This is a genomic window from Variovorax sp. 54 (genome assembly GCF_002754375.1).
Taxonomy (GTDB): Bacteria; Pseudomonadota; Gammaproteobacteria; order Burkholderiales; family Burkholderiaceae_C; genus Variovorax.
Map to the genome: position 1 here is coordinate 4,308,700 of NZ_PEFF01000001.1, position 12,816 is coordinate 4,321,515.

Here is a 12,816-nt window from a genome sequence, read left to right on the forward strand (position 1 = left end):
GGCGAACGTCTCAGGACGGGACGTACGCCAGCACTTCATCGCCCGCTGCATCGAATTCGCCCGTGGGCTTCCAGCCCAGGTGCCGGTAGAACCCGTGTGAGCGCACCTGCGGATCGGGCGAACAGCCCAGGAAGAGCTGCTGGAAGCCGAGCCCTTTGAACTCTTCGACCATCAGTGCGAGCAGCGCCTTGCCGATGCCCTGGCCTTCGTACGCAGGCAGCAGCGCCAGCACGCCGATCTCGCCGGTGTCCCGCTCGCCGAAGCAGTAGCCGGCCAGCGCGCCATCGACGAAGGCAACGTAGCCGGGCAGGGAGCCGTCGGCGATGCCGGCTTGCCAGCTTTCCAACGTGATGCCGAGCGCCTTCAGGTCTTCGACCGAGAAGGCGTTCTCTCGCGTGCGGCCTCGCAGGTCGAGGCACGCGGGCGTGTCTTCAGGCACGGCCTGTCTGTAGGTGATTTGCATGCGTTGGGTTCTCGAGGGCACGCGCAGCAAGCGACGCAGCCTTCCGCGAGAATGCCACACGACGTGCACGGCCCGATGCATGCGTGGAGACAAAGAGAATGAAGACGACCCCAGCGACAACCATCGTCCACCAGCCCGACTCGCGCTACGCCATGGTGCGCCTGGCGCTCACGCTGCTGGTCATGACGGTCGGCAGCAGCGGCATGTACGTGGTGTCGGTCATGCTGCCCGCCGTGCAGGCCGAGTTCGGCGTGGCGCGCGCCGATGCCTCCATGCCCTACACGCTGCTGATGCTGGGCTTCGGCTTCGGTGGCGTGCTCATGGGCAAGCTGGCCGACCGCATCGGCGTGATGAAGCCGATGCTGATGGGCTCGGTCTTCCTGGCCGCCGGCTACATCGCCACGGGCATGTCGGAAGGCATCGTGTCCTTCACCGTCGCGCAGGCGCTGCTGGTCGGCCTGCTCGGCAGCTCGGTGGCCTTTGCGCCGCTGGTGGCCGACACCTCGCTGTGGTTCGTCAAGCGGCGCGGCATTGCGGTGGCGGTGTGCGCCAGCGGCAACTACCTGGCAGGCGCGGTGTGGCCGCCCATCGCGCAGCACTTCGTCGAGCAGGTGGGCTGGCGCCAGACCTACATCGGCATGGGCATCTTCTGCGGCCTGACGATGGCGCTGCTCGCGCTGTTCTTCCGCGCACGGCCACCGGCACTGGCCGAGGTGGCGCCGGTGTCGCAGGTGGCGGGCAGCACCCTGGTGCGCGACATGACGCGGCCCTTCGGCCTGAGCCTGGGCACGGCGCAGGGCCTGCTGTGCGTGGCGGGCGTGGCCTGCTGCGTGGCGATGGCGATGCCGCAGGTGCACATCGTGGCCTACTGCGGCGACCTAGGCTACGGTCCGGCGCAGGGCGCGATGATGCTGTCGCTGATGCTGGGTTTCGGCATCGTGAGCCGGCTGGTGTCGGGCGCCATCTGCGACCGCATCGGCGGGCTGCGCACGCTGATGCTGGGCGGTGTGCTGCAGTGCGTGGCGCTGCTGCTGTTCCTGCCCTTCGACGGGCTGGTGCCGCTGTATGTGATCTCGGCGCTGTTCGGCCTGTTCCAGGGCGGCATCGTGCCCTCGTACGCAATCATCGTGCGCGAGCACTTTCCGCCCAAGGAAGCCGGCGCGCGCGTGGGCACGGTGCTGATGTTCACGCTGTTCGGCATGGCGTTGGGCGGCTGGATGTCAGGCAAGGTCTTCGACCTGACGGGCAGCTATCACGCGGCCTTCCTGAACGGCATTGGATGGAACCTGGTGAACGTGAGCATCGCGGCGTTCCTGTTGTTCAGGGTGAGCCGGATGCGGCGGGGTGGGATGGCGGTGGCGGCTTGAGGCCGCAGGCTGCCTCTTCCGCCTCTTGACGCGGCAGGTATTCGATCAAGGCTTTTCTATGCCAACGCCAGGAAAACGCCGGTAGCGACAAGCAGAGTCCCTAGCAGACCCATGCCTGCCCAATAGATGCACGCATCGCGCCTCGCGCACTTCTTGCATGCCCGGGCCAAAGTGGCGGGTCCCGGACCACCAGCAACGCGGATGTGAACGGACTGCATGGGCCCCAGTTCCACACCGCATCGAAAGCAGTTCCACGACGAGCTTGTTCGCCGCGCCTTGCGATGGTTGTACCTGTCCCAAGCGAACACACCCAAGGCCAGTGCGATCAGGAACGCGAGGAGGATTCGAGTTGCATCCATGTGAGCGGCGGCGCTGATTGATTGCGGTAGTCGATCAACTTCACCGAGAGTCCGGGTTGAAAAGCGCAGCGAAGAAGCGTCGAATCAATCGGTGAATCTCGAAGTACAGGAAGATCGCGAGCGCGGCAACACAGAGTGCCGTGCCACCTTCGGTGGGTCCGAGCATCAGTACGAACAGGCCGATGACGAAGAGGCCGATGCATGCAAAGCGAACGCCTGTGCGAGTCGCTCGTTCACTCTCTGCTTTCTTGCGAGCCTCTTCTTTGGCGCGTTCCACTTGCGCTCCCACGTCGGCCGCTGTCGCTCGGATTTCGTCTCGAATCCCACTTGGGTTGCGTCCGCTCAAAACGATGCGAAGCGCATTGCCAGCCTCCTCCGAGAGGCTGTCGCCACGGGTGACGAGGAGATACGAGAGTTCCTCGTCGGTCATCCTGGAGTAGCGATCCAGAAAGTACGCTGTTTGTGCTTCTTCCAATTTCAAGTCTCCCTGCTTGAGTCGGCCTCGTGGCGGAATTCGATCGTTCGATTTCAACGTGGGCGGAGGGCTACGGAAGAACTCGCTCTGCCCGCCAGGTCTTTCCGCCATCCACTGAAACCATGAACCTGCCATTCAGACCGACATAGCCTATTTTTTCTGTACCACCCAATGCGACGAGGGCGCCGCCGATGGTCTTTGGCGAACCAGCCAGGGACCATGTATGACCGGCGTCATTGGTTCTCCACACGGACTGTTCAATCAGCTCCGGATCAAAAGCCGCCCTGGAGTCGAGACGAATGACATAGCCGACTTTCTCCGAGACAAACAGCAAGCTGCCATTGGCCCAGTTGAGATCACCACGTCTTTCCCAGCTCTTGCCATTGTCCTGGGAGGTCATGAAGTACATGCCCGTCATCGGAATGCCAGCAAAGCGGCCGACGCTTCCATCGTTCAGGGAGGCCCAGTTGGAAGGAACGTTCTCGTCGCCCGAGGAAACATCCCTCCAGATCGGATCTGTGCCGCTGTATTTGAGAACCTCCGTCTTGCTCTGAAACGCTCCCATGGCAAAAAGCACCTGGCTGCTTGCCTCGAGAACATATCCGCGCACGTCGTTCATTGGGTTCGAAAAGAGTGCACGGGGCTTCGAGAACTGCTCCTTCAAGGGACGGTTTGGCGCAGCGTCGACAGAAAGCCCAAGGAATCGATCGCTCGTTTGAAGCACAACGAGTACATCGGCGCTGCCTGGCAATGGACCGACGTGGATGACGGACGAATCATCGGCCGGCAACGCAATCGACTCCCAGCTGCCTGTGGCTGTGCGACGCACCATCAAGAGGCCATTGTCAGAGCCCGCATACAACTCGCCGCCACGACCCACATGCAAGGACCGAATCGGCTGTGAGGTCGGTGTCTGCAGAAATGACCAAGTCCCTTGTGCACTTCGCACGGCAATTTGACCGAACGATTCACCGAACAGAGCGCTGCCATCGGGCTGCAGCACCGGAGAGGCAGCCCGCATGGTCAACCCCAGGAACTGGTCATGGGTCTTGCGCCGCGCGCGAAGCCGGTCACCATCGCTCCATCCTAAGACCGGCCGCACACTCAATTGATCACGCAGCACTGGATTGAGGCGCCGAAGAATGGCTTGTCTGTCAAAGGACGCCTCTGGAGCGATGCCCCACTGGAACTCCCGCGAGTCGACGGGATAGTGTTTGCGCATGAATGCGATCGTGCCGAGATCGGTCAGCTGGCCGGCCGCAACTGCGAACCCAGGAAGCACATCGGAGGCATCGGCGAAGTTGGTAAGGGTGGCCATGCCTGAGGCTGAACTCTCAACGCTATGGATCTCATATGTTCCGGCAAGCAGCGCACCTACAAACAAGCTGTGGTTTTCGATGGAGTCGGAACGATTCGAGAGCGACGTGAGGCCCGAAGTCTCCAGGTTCTTGACCCAGAGTTTGGACCATTGACTGAAGTACGTGGAGACCCGTGCGCGATTGGACGTTATCTTCAGAGAGACCACCCCCTGCGCGGAGGTCAACTGCAGTGAGCCCGGTGCATTCTTCGCGCGCTCTTCAGGCGATATCGGCGCTATGGCACACCCGCTCAACAGAAGAGAAACTGTCAACCACGGCGCGATCATGAGGCGAAACAACGAGCTCCTCGGATTCTTGACTGTCGCTTGTCGAGTGAAGTTAAACATCGTTCTTCTTGATCGGGCCGCAGCCCTTGCTCGTTCTAAATATAGGCCTGCCAGATACGGAACTTACCGGCGCGGCTGGACGATAGCAGGCTGAAAAAGGCATTTGCCCAGGGCCTACCCAATCGTCCCTAACTCGTCGTCTGCTGCTGCGACGTGATGAAAAACCGGATCGGCACCTCCTGCCACACCACCGTGCCGTCATCCGGCGTCGGCTTGAATCGCTACGTGCGAACGGTCTCGACAGCCGAGCGGTCCAGCTTGGTGTGGCCGCTCGACTGCTTCACCTCGACGGTCGCCGGCAGGCCGTCCGGCGTGGTGCCTTCATCGGTGTTCCGCAATCCTTCGGGAGGAGACCCCGGGGCATTGTGACCCGCCCGCGTTCCCCACCTTCCCCCCCGGTACGTAGTTCCCCTCGCGGCTTCGTCAGATTCCGATCAGCTTGCGAAAAGAGCATCGATCCGTCCGGAACTTTCTTCCGGACGGAGACACGCCCGCACCGGTTCTGCCGGTCGCGGGCGCATTCGAATCACATCACACCGTGAGCGTATGAATGAAAAATAGAAACCTTGTCAGAGGTCTGTTCCTCATGGCGATCGCGCTGGGCTTCGGCCTGACCGCGCTGAGCTATCCCATCGGCGACTTCAGCCGGGCGGGGCCGGGCCTGTTCCCCGTGATGGTGAGCGGCCTGCTGCTGCTGATCGGCGTGGCCACCGTGGTCCGGTCGTTCGTGGTGGCGCCGGTGACGTTGAACCTGAACTTCAAGAACATCGGGCTCATCCTGTCGAGCCTGTGCGGATTCGCACTGATCTCGATGTACGTGAACATGATCGCGGGCATCGTCTTCATGGTGTTCTGTTCGGCCTTCGCGGGCAGCTCCAACTCGTGGGTGCGCAACGTGAAGATATCGGCGGGCCTGATCGCCATGGCGCTGGCGCTGCAGAAGCTGCTCGGCCTGAACTTGCCGCTTTTCTGAGGTCACGACCATGATGGATGTTCTGAACAACCTGGCGTTCGGTTTCTCGCACGCCCTGACGCTCCACAACCTGATGTACTGCGCCATCGGCTGCACGGTGGGCACGCTGGTCGGCCTGCTGCCGGGCCTGGGCCCGCTGGCCACCATCAGCCTGCTGCTGCCGCTGACGTATTCGATTCCCACCACTGGCGCGCTCATCATGCTGGCCGGCATCTACTACGGTGCGCAGTACGGCGACAGCGTGAGCGCGATCACGATGAAGATCCCGCATGCCAGCAGCATCGTGGCCTGCATCGACGGCTACGCGATGACGCTGAAAGGCCAGACGGGCCTGGCGCTTTTCACGGCCGGTTTCTCCAGCTTCATCGGCGGCACGGTCGCGATTTTGGTGCTGTCGTTCCTGGCGCCGACGCTGGGCGAGGTGGCCTTCCTGTTCGGCCCGGCGGACTACGTCGCGATGATGCTGGTGGGCTTCGTGTGCGTGAGTTTCGTGACCACGGGCAGCCTGCTGAACGGGCTGGCGATGTGCATGATCGGCGTGCTGCTGGGCACCATCGGCACCGACGTGAACAGCGGCATGGCGCGCTTCACGATGGACATGCCGTTCCTGACCGACGGCGTGGGCATCGTGAGCATTGCACTGGGCTGCTTCGGCATCGCCGAGATCACGAAGAACCTCGACTCGCGTGAAGAACGCTCGCCCTTCAACGGCAAGATCAACCTGATCCCGACCTGGGCGGAGTTCAAGCGGATCATTCCCAGCGCGCTGCGCGGCAGCGTGGTCGGCTCCATTCTGGGCATCCTGCCCGGCGGCGGCCCGACGATTGCGCAGTTCGCGGCGTATGCGCTCGACAAGAAGGTCAGCAAGTACAAGCACGAGATCGGCACGGGGTGCATCGAAGGCGTGGCCGGCCAGGCCGCAGCCGACGAGGCGGCTGCGCGCACCAGCTTCATTCCGCTGATGAGCATCGGCATTCCCGAGAACGCAGTCATGGCGCTGATGCTGGCGGCCTTCATCATCAAGGGCATCCAGCCGGGCCCGAACATGATCGCCAGCCACCCCGAGCTGTTCTGGGGCCTGGTGGCCAGCATGTGGATCGGCAACGTGTTCCTGCTGGTGCTGAACGTGCCGCTGGTGCGCTACTGGCTCTCGGTGTTCAAGATCCCGTACAGCGTGCTGTTCCCGTCGATTTTGTTCTTCTGCTGCATCGGCACCTACAGCGTGAACAACAACCTGCAGGACGTGTTCATCACCGCCGCGTTCGGCTTCATGGGCTACATGTTCATGCGGCTGGAGCTCGATGCCGCACCGCTCATGCTGGGCTTCATCCTCGGGCCGATGTTGGAGGAGAACTTCCGCCGCGCAATGCTGCTGAGCCGCGGCAGCTTCGGCACCTTCGTGTCGCGGCCCATCAGCGGCACGCTGCTGGGGCTGGTCGGCATCTTCGTGGTGTGGCAGTTCGTGGCGTTCGTGCTGCAGGCGCGCAAGAAGAACGGGGCGCCGGCGCCTGTCGCGCTGGAACCGCAAGAGTAGGTCACGCGACAGGCCCGAACAACGCCCGCCCCTTCGGCGGGCGTTGTCGTTTCAGCTCGCTTCGGCCACCAGCCGCCCCAGCGTCTGCAAGGCCTGCTCGCTGTGCGTGTCCCACGCGTGGCCGTAGTTGAGCCGCAGGCAGTTCGCGAACGCACGCGTGGCCGAGAAGATCGGGCCGGGCGCGACGCTGATGCCGCGCTCCAGCGCCAGGCGATGGATCTCCAACGCATTCACCTGCGGCGGCAGCTCGACCCACAGGAAGTACCCGCCCAACGGCCGCGTGGCGCGCGTGCCCGCCGGAAAGTAATGCCCCACGGCCTGCGCGAAAGTGGCTTGCTGCATCGCCAGCGTCTGGCGCAGTTTGCGCAGATGCTTGTCGAAGCCGCCCTTCTCGAGGTAGTCGGCCAGCGCCAGCTGCGCGGGCACCGAGGTGCTGAGCGTGGTCGTGAGCTTTTGCCGCGCCACCTTGCGCGCGAAGCGCCCGGCCGAGGCCCAGCCGATGCGGTAGCCGGGGGCGAGGCTCTTCGAAAACGACGAGCAGTGCAGCACCAGCCCCTGCGTGTCGAAGGCCTTGGCGGGCGGCGGGCGGCGTTCGCCGAAGTAGAGCTCGGCGTACACGTCGTCCTCGATGAGCGGCAGCTCGTGCCGGGCGAGCAGTTCGACCAGCGCCTTCTTCTTCGCGTCGGGCATCAGGCTGCCGAGCGGGTTCTGGAAGGTGGTCATGAGCCAGCAGGCGGTCGGCTGGTGCGCGGCGATGGCCTGCGCCAGCGCGTCGAGGTCGATGCCTTCGCCCGGGTGCGTCGGCACCTCGATGGCGCGCAGGCCCATGCGTTCGAGCGCCTGCAGCGCGGCATAGAAGGTGGGCGACTCGACGATCACCGCGTCGCCCGGCCGCGTGACGGCCGAGAGGCAGAGGTTGAGCGCTTCGAGCGCGCCGTTGGTGACGACGATTTCCTCGGCCGGCACGGGCAGGCCGTCGGCCAGGTAGCGCAGCGCGATCTGCCGGCGCAACGCCGCGCTGCCGGGCGTGAGGTCGTCCACGGTGCGCCACGGGTCGAGCGACTTGGCGCTGGCCGCCATGAACTGGCCCAGCCGCGCCAGCGGAAACAGCAGCGGGCTCGGAAAGGCCGAGCCGAAGGGCACGACCTGGCGCGACATGCTGGCTTCGAGGATGTCGAACACCTGGTCGCTCACGTCGAGCGCGCGCGGGCCTTCGGCGGGGCGCGAGGTGAGGGTGGTTTCGGGCGGCGCGTCGCGCAGGCCGCCGCCGGCCACGTAGTAGCCCGAGCGGTCGCGCGCGCGCACGAGGCCGCGCGCTTCCAGCAGGTAGTAGGCTTGGAACACGGTGGAGGCGCTCACGCCGCGGCTGCTGCCCGTGTGGCGCACGGAGGGCAGGCGGTCGCCGGTCTTGAGGGTGCCGTTGCGGATCGAGGCCTCGATGTCCGAGGCCAGGGCTTCATAACGCTTCATCGGGGCTTCGTCAGTGGGCCGTTGTCATTCGCGGGGACTCTAATCTGATATGGTGAATCGAGCTGGATCTGCATCTGTTTTTTTTGACCCGTTTGCGCGACAGTGGAGCCATGTTCAATCTGATGCGCGCGGTGCGCGCCGTACTCTGGAGCTTCATCGGGCTGGGCGGCCGCCGGGCCGACGCCGACAAGCGGACCGCCCAACTGGGCATCCTGCCGCTGATCGGCGTGGGCCTGTGCATGGCCCTGCTGCTGATCGCGGGCCTGCTGGCCCTGGCGCATTTCGCGGCAGGCACGTGATGAAGGCCGTGCTCCATCGCGCAGCGCTGGCCCTGGCGCTGCTGTTGCCGCTCGCGCCCGCCATGACGCGCGCAGCCACCACCACCGTGCCCGACACCATCGAGCAGCGCGTGGCCGCCTGCATCGCCTGCCACGGGCGCGAGGGCGCCACCACCAATGCCGGCTTCTTTCCGCGCCTGGCGGGCAAGCCGGCGGGCTATCTGTTCAACCAGCTCGTGAGTTTTCGCGACGGGCGCCGCTTCAACAGCGACATGACCTACATGGTCCAGCACCTGTCGGACGACTACCTGCGCGAGATGGCCGACTACTTCGCGAACCTGTCGCTGCCGTACGCGGCGATTTCGCCGCAGAGCGACGCCTCGCCCGAGCAACTGCGGCGTGGCCGCCAACTGGCGCTCGAAGGCGATGCAGCGCGCCAGATCCCGGCCTGCGTGCAGTGCCACGGCGCCGCGCTCACGGGCGTGCAGCCGGCCATTCCGGGCCTGCTGGGCCTGCCGCGCTTGTACGTGTCGTCGCAGCTCGGCGCCTGGCTCACCAAGGAGCGCCACGCACCCGCGCCCGACTGCATGGCGCAGATCGGCCAGCGCATGACCACCGCCGACATCAACGCCGTGGCCAGCTGGCTGGCCGTGCAGCCGATGCCGGCCGACACCCGCCCGGCCGCCTCGCTGCCCGCACCGTTGCCCGTCACCTGCGGCGGCATGCCCACCGCAGCGAAACCCTGAGAACCCGATGACCGCGCGATTGAGACATTTCGGCTGGGCCCTGCTGGGCCTGGTCACCCTGGCGGCCGTGTTGGCCGGCGTCGTGGGGGCGCTGAACCTGCGCGGCGAAGACCCGCTGCCCGAACGCGCCGAAGCCTTCGACGCCACGCCGCAACTGGTCGAGCGCGGGCGCTACCTCGCGCTGGCGGGCAACTGCGCCGGCTGCCACACCACGCGCGGCGGCCAGCCCTACGCGGGCGGCGTGCCGCTCGAAACGCCGTTCGGCACCATCTACGCGACCAACCTCACGCCCGATGCGACGCACGGCATCGGCGGCTGGAGCAGCGCGCACTTCTGGCGCGCCATGCACAACGGCCGCAGCAAGGACGGGCGCCTGCTGTACCCGGCCTTCCCGTACCCGAACTTCACGCAGGTCACGCGCGAAGACTCCGATGCCCTCTACGCCTACCTGCGCAGCGTGGCGCCGGCCGCCACGGAAAACCAGGCGCACCGCCTGCGCTTTCCGTACGACACGCAGGCCGCGCTCGCGGTGTGGCGCGCGCTCTCGTTCAAGCCGCAACCCTTCGTGGCGAACGCGAACAAGCCGGCCGAATGGAATCGCGGCGCCTACCTGGTGGGCGGGCTGGGCCACTGCATCGCCTGCCACGGCAGTCGCAATTCGCTGGGCGCGACCGAAACCAAGCTCGGGCTCTCGGGCGGCCTGATCGCGGTGGAGAACTGGTATGCGCCGTCGCTGGCCGATCCGCACGAAGCGGGCGTGGCCGACTGGCCTGCGGCCGATGTCGTGGCGCTGCTCAAGTCCGGCACCGCCCCGCGCGGCTCGGTGATGGGCCCGATGGCCGACGTCGTGTTCCGCAGTACGCAGTACCTGAGCGACGCCGACCTGGGCGCGATGGCGATCTACCTGAAGGACCTGCCCGAGGCGGTGAAGCAGGACGCGCCAGAAGCAACGAAGGCGCCCGCCGCCCCGCTGCGGCGCGACGCCGGCGCGATGGTGCGCGGCGCCAAAATCTACGACCAGCGCTGCGCCTACTGCCACGGCGACCAGGGCCAGGGCGCGGCCGGCGCCTACCCGCCGCTCGCGGGCAACCGCGCGGTGACGATGGCGCGGCCCACCAACCTGATCCAGGTGGTCGCGCACGGCGGCTTCCTGCCCGCGACGGCCGGCAACCCGCGCCCCTACGGCATGCCGCCGTTCGGGCACGCGCTCGACGCCACCGAGGTGGCCGAGGTGCTCACCTACATCCGCGGCGCGTGGGGCAACAACGCCGCGCCGGTCACGCAGCTGGACACGATGCGGCGCTGAGCGGCGCTCGCGCCTTCTTCAGATGTTCGTGCTCGAAGGGATGCGGCTCGGCAGCAGGTGCTCGTAGGGCCGTGTGCGCGCGGTGTTGCGCTGGCGGATGGTGGCTTCGATGCCGACCAGCGCGGTGCGAAAGCGCTCCAGCGGCCCGCCTTGCCCGGCGATGGCCGGGTCGAGCAGCACCGGCAGGTGCGGGAACACGTTGTCCTTGTACTCGCCCAGCGGCCGGTAGTACACGCCGCCCAGGATGTGGAACAGCAGGATCTGCTCCTGCGCCGCCAGCCGTGACGGCAGCATCTGCGACCAGCTCGTCTCGCTCTGCCCCGCGATGCTCGTCGGCGCCGGCACGCCGCCCGCGCCTGCGCTGAAGGGCGCATAGGTCATCACCGAATACTGCGGGAAGTTCACGGCCGCATGCTGCGCGCTGGCGTTGAAGATGATCGCGGTCAGCACGTCGATCAGCTGCGTGCGCGTGGTGATCGGCCGGAAGCCGTGCACCTTGCCGCTGGTCGCGAGCTCGGTGGCCCAGGCCTTGAGCTCGTAGTCGCCGGTCACGTCGCCGTCGCTCAGGTAGTAGGCGGCCACGTAGTCGCCCACCCATTGCGCGATGGCGTGCCACACCAGCAGTGCGTCGTCGCGGTACGGGTAGTCGGGCAGGGCCGCCGTGTCGTCCACGCCGCGCGTGCGCAGGTCGTTGGGCAGCACCATGCGGTCGTAGAAGCCGTAGGCCAACCGGTCGCGGCCGCACTGCTGCTGCAGCGTCTCGATGGGCGCGGCAAGAATCACGTCGCCTGTCGTCAGCGGCGCCATGATGATCAGCGTCGCGAACTCGTTGATGAACATCGCGCCCTCTAGGTGCGGCGACAGCAGCCGGCTCAGCGGATGCGCGGTCGCGAACTGGCGCTGCGTGGCCATCGCGAAGGCTTCCGACATCAGGTGCGTGCGGCCCAGGTGCACGAACATCTCGTGGTAGTTGAAGTCGGCCACCTGCACGGCGGTCTTGGCCGATTGCCAGGCCCAGTAGGCCTGCGCGTTGGCCGTGTCGTCCACGCGCAGGAAGATCGGACTCAGCGTCGGGTCCTGTCCGCACTGGATCGCGACCGGCACCAGCGAGCGGCCGGTCTTCGGCCGCGCGAACAAGGCAATGGGCGCGTGGATGTAGGCCGTGCCCGTGAGCGGCTTGCTCACCGGGCCCGTGGGCGCCATGTCGCCCAGGCCCTCGTAGTCGAGCAGGTAGAGCCGGCCCGACGCGGCCGCCTCGGCAAGGCTGTCGCCGGCGCCCATCACCTGGCGGTACTGCGCATCGGCGAGCGGAAACTTCGTCGGCAGCGCCGTCGCGCGCTGGATCAGCATCGGGTTGGGCCCGGCCACGCGCATGGCCGCGAACAGGTCGTTGTCGTGCAGCAGCTGTGAGAGGGCGGGCTTCTCGATGGTGACGAACAGCGCGTCGTACTGTGCCACCGTCTTCGGTCCGTTCAGCGCGCCCAGCGGGCCTTGCGACAGCAGGTCGTGGTGGATCTGCTTGAGCTGCGTGGCGATGTCGCCCGCTGTGCCCGTGAGCGTGCCCAGCAGGTTCAGCACCGCGGCCGGCAGTGTGGCCAGCCCGCCGTTGGCGGCCAGCAGCTGCTCGAAACTGGCCTGCAGGCCGGCCAGGCGCGTGCGCAGGTTGTCGAGCGACTGCAGGCTGCCCGAGGCCAGCGCGCTGGTGGCGAACGAGGCCGCGAAATTGGTGACGGCCTCCAGGGCCTTGGCGATGGTCTTGAGCTGGTGCTCCAGCGCCGGCAGCTCGGTGGGAGGCAGCACCGCGCCCATCGGCACGCCGGCCAGGTTGATGTGCGATTCGGTCCAGAGGTAGGCCGTCTGCCGCCCCACCAGTTCGAGCCGCCGCAAGGTGGCGCTGATCGGGTCGATCTTCTGCGGCAGCGTGGGCTTGAGCACCGGCAGGGCCGCCGAGGCGGTGGAGGTCTTGCCGGCCAGCAGGCCCAGGCCGCCCGCCGAGGCGGACCATTTGAGGATGTCTCTGCGCTTCATCGGAAATTTCCCTGTCGTTATGCATCTTGGGAAGGCCGACGGGGTGTCCCGTCACCAAATAGAACGCTCGTTCTATTTGGTGGGCGGATTCTGCGGAGGGGCTCTGGCGTTG

At 66.2% G+C, this 12,816-nt stretch carries 12 protein-coding genes; 6 read left to right on the plus strand and 6 right to left on the minus strand.

Annotated elements, in window-relative coordinates:
• Positions 1–10: 10 nt before the first annotated feature.
• On the minus strand, positions 11–463 hold the full coding sequence (locus tag CLU95_RS19895; protein WP_099795192.1) for a GNAT family N-acetyltransferase: 453 nt from the start codon (positions 461–463) through the stop codon (positions 11–13).
• Positions 464–561: 98 nt separating this feature from the next.
• Between CLU95_RS19895 and CLU95_RS19900 the strand changes: the two genes are divergently transcribed.
• On the plus strand, positions 562–1,830 hold the full coding sequence (locus CLU95_RS19900; RefSeq protein WP_099795193.1) for an MFS transporter: 1,269 nt from the start codon (positions 562–564) through the stop codon (positions 1,828–1,830).
• A gap of 399 nt (positions 1,831–2,229) precedes the next feature.
• On the opposite strand, the gene CLU95_RS19905 is transcribed toward CLU95_RS19900, so the two are convergent.
• The 3 genes from CLU95_RS19905 to CLU95_RS30670 form a co-directional block, all read right to left on the minus strand.
• A complete protein-coding gene (locus CLU95_RS19905; protein WP_143606017.1) occupies positions 2,230–2,670 on the minus strand; it encodes a hypothetical protein in 441 nt (146 codons plus the stop codon).
• A gap of 64 nt (positions 2,671–2,734) precedes the next feature.
• On the minus strand, positions 2,735–4,369 hold the full coding sequence (locus CLU95_RS19910; protein ID WP_180288647.1) for a WD40/YVTN/BNR-like repeat-containing protein: 1,635 nt from the start codon (positions 4,367–4,369) through the stop codon (positions 2,735–2,737).
• A gap of 221 nt (positions 4,370–4,590) precedes the next feature.
• Positions 4,591–4,707 carry an energy transducer TonB gene (locus CLU95_RS30670; protein ID WP_143606019.1) on the minus strand — a complete coding sequence of 39 codons (117 nt, stop codon included), beginning with the start codon at positions 4,705–4,707 and terminating at the stop codon, positions 4,591–4,593.
• A gap of 212 nt (positions 4,708–4,919) precedes the next feature.
• Between CLU95_RS30670 and CLU95_RS19915 the strand changes: the two genes are divergently transcribed.
• Both CLU95_RS19915 and CLU95_RS19920 read left to right on the plus strand, forming a co-directional pair.
• Positions 4,920–5,342, plus strand: coding sequence for a tripartite tricarboxylate transporter TctB family protein (locus CLU95_RS19915; protein ID WP_373669313.1), 423 nt, complete (start codon positions 4,920–4,922; stop codon positions 5,340–5,342).
• 13 nt (positions 5,343–5,355) lie between these two features.
• Complete coding sequence (locus tag CLU95_RS19920) at positions 5,356–6,876, plus strand: tripartite tricarboxylate transporter permease (RefSeq protein ID WP_099797398.1); 1,521 nt, start codon at positions 5,356–5,358, stop codon at positions 6,874–6,876.
• 51 nt (positions 6,877–6,927) lie between these two features.
• Here CLU95_RS19920 and CLU95_RS19925 read toward each other — a convergent pair whose 3' ends face one another.
• Positions 6,928–8,346 carry an aminotransferase-like domain-containing protein gene (locus tag CLU95_RS19925; RefSeq protein WP_099795197.1) on the minus strand — a complete coding sequence of 473 codons (1,419 nt, stop codon included), beginning with the start codon at positions 8,344–8,346 and terminating at the stop codon, positions 6,928–6,930.
• 110 nt (positions 8,347–8,456) lie between these two features.
• Here CLU95_RS19925 and CLU95_RS19930 point away from each other — a divergent pair, with 110 nt between their 5' ends.
• Genes CLU95_RS19930 through CLU95_RS19940 form a run of 3 tightly spaced genes read left to right on the plus strand, consistent with a single transcriptional unit; the run spans position 8,457 to position 10,676 of the window.
• Positions 8,457–8,645 carry a DUF2970 domain-containing protein gene (locus CLU95_RS19930; protein WP_056573062.1) on the plus strand — a complete coding sequence of 63 codons (189 nt, stop codon included), beginning with the start codon at positions 8,457–8,459 and terminating at the stop codon, positions 8,643–8,645.
• Positions 8,645–9,370, plus strand: a complete 726-nt coding sequence (locus CLU95_RS19935) for a c-type cytochrome (RefSeq protein ID WP_099795198.1) — start codon at positions 8,645–8,647, stop codon at positions 9,368–9,370. The genes CLU95_RS19930 and CLU95_RS19935 overlap by 1 nt, the downstream gene beginning before the upstream one ends.
• A 7-nt stretch (positions 9,371–9,377) precedes the next feature.
• Complete coding sequence (locus tag CLU95_RS19940; protein WP_099795199.1) at positions 9,378–10,676, plus strand: c-type cytochrome; 1,299 nt, start codon at positions 9,378–9,380, stop codon at positions 10,674–10,676.
• A gap of 18 nt (positions 10,677–10,694) precedes the next feature.
• On the opposite strand, the gene CLU95_RS19945 is transcribed toward CLU95_RS19940, so the two are convergent.
• A complete protein-coding gene (locus tag CLU95_RS19945; protein WP_099795200.1) occupies positions 10,695–12,704 on the minus strand; it encodes a lipoxygenase family protein in 2,010 nt (669 codons plus the stop codon).
• Positions 12,705–12,816 lie beyond the last annotated feature (112 nt).

What these genes read in the sequence shown, in the direction of transcription:
- CLU95_RS19895 (WP_099795192.1), bottom strand. Translation starts at nt 463, where the DNA reads ATGCAAATCACCTACAGACAGGCCGTGCCTGAAGACACGCCCGCGTGC.
- CLU95_RS19925 (WP_099795197.1), bottom strand. Translation starts at nt 8,346, where the DNA reads ATGAAGCGTTATGAAGCCCTGGCCTCGGACATCGAGGCCTCGATCCGC.
- CLU95_RS19920 (WP_099797398.1), top strand. Translation starts at nt 5,356, where the DNA reads ATGGATGTTCTGAACAACCTGGCGTTCGGTTTCTCGCACGCCCTGACG.
- CLU95_RS19930 (WP_056573062.1), top strand. Translation starts at nt 8,457, where the DNA reads ATGTTCAATCTGATGCGCGCGGTGCGCGCCGTACTCTGGAGCTTCATC.
- CLU95_RS19945 (WP_099795200.1), bottom strand. Translation starts at nt 12,704, where the DNA reads ATGAAGCGCAGAGACATCCTCAAATGGTCCGCCTCGGCGGGCGGCCTG.
- CLU95_RS19900 (WP_099795193.1), top strand. Translation starts at nt 562, where the DNA reads ATGAAGACGACCCCAGCGACAACCATCGTCCACCAGCCCGACTCGCGC.
- CLU95_RS19935 (WP_099795198.1), top strand. Translation starts at nt 8,645, where the DNA reads ATGAAGGCCGTGCTCCATCGCGCAGCGCTGGCCCTGGCGCTGCTGTTG.
- CLU95_RS19915 (WP_373669313.1), top strand. Translation starts at nt 4,920, where the DNA reads ATGAAAAATAGAAACCTTGTCAGAGGTCTGTTCCTCATGGCGATCGCG.
- CLU95_RS19940 (WP_099795199.1), top strand. Translation starts at nt 9,378, where the DNA reads ATGACCGCGCGATTGAGACATTTCGGCTGGGCCCTGCTGGGCCTGGTC.
- CLU95_RS19910 (WP_180288647.1), bottom strand. Translation starts at nt 4,369, where the DNA reads ATGTTTAACTTCACTCGACAAGCGACAGTCAAGAATCCGAGGAGCTCG.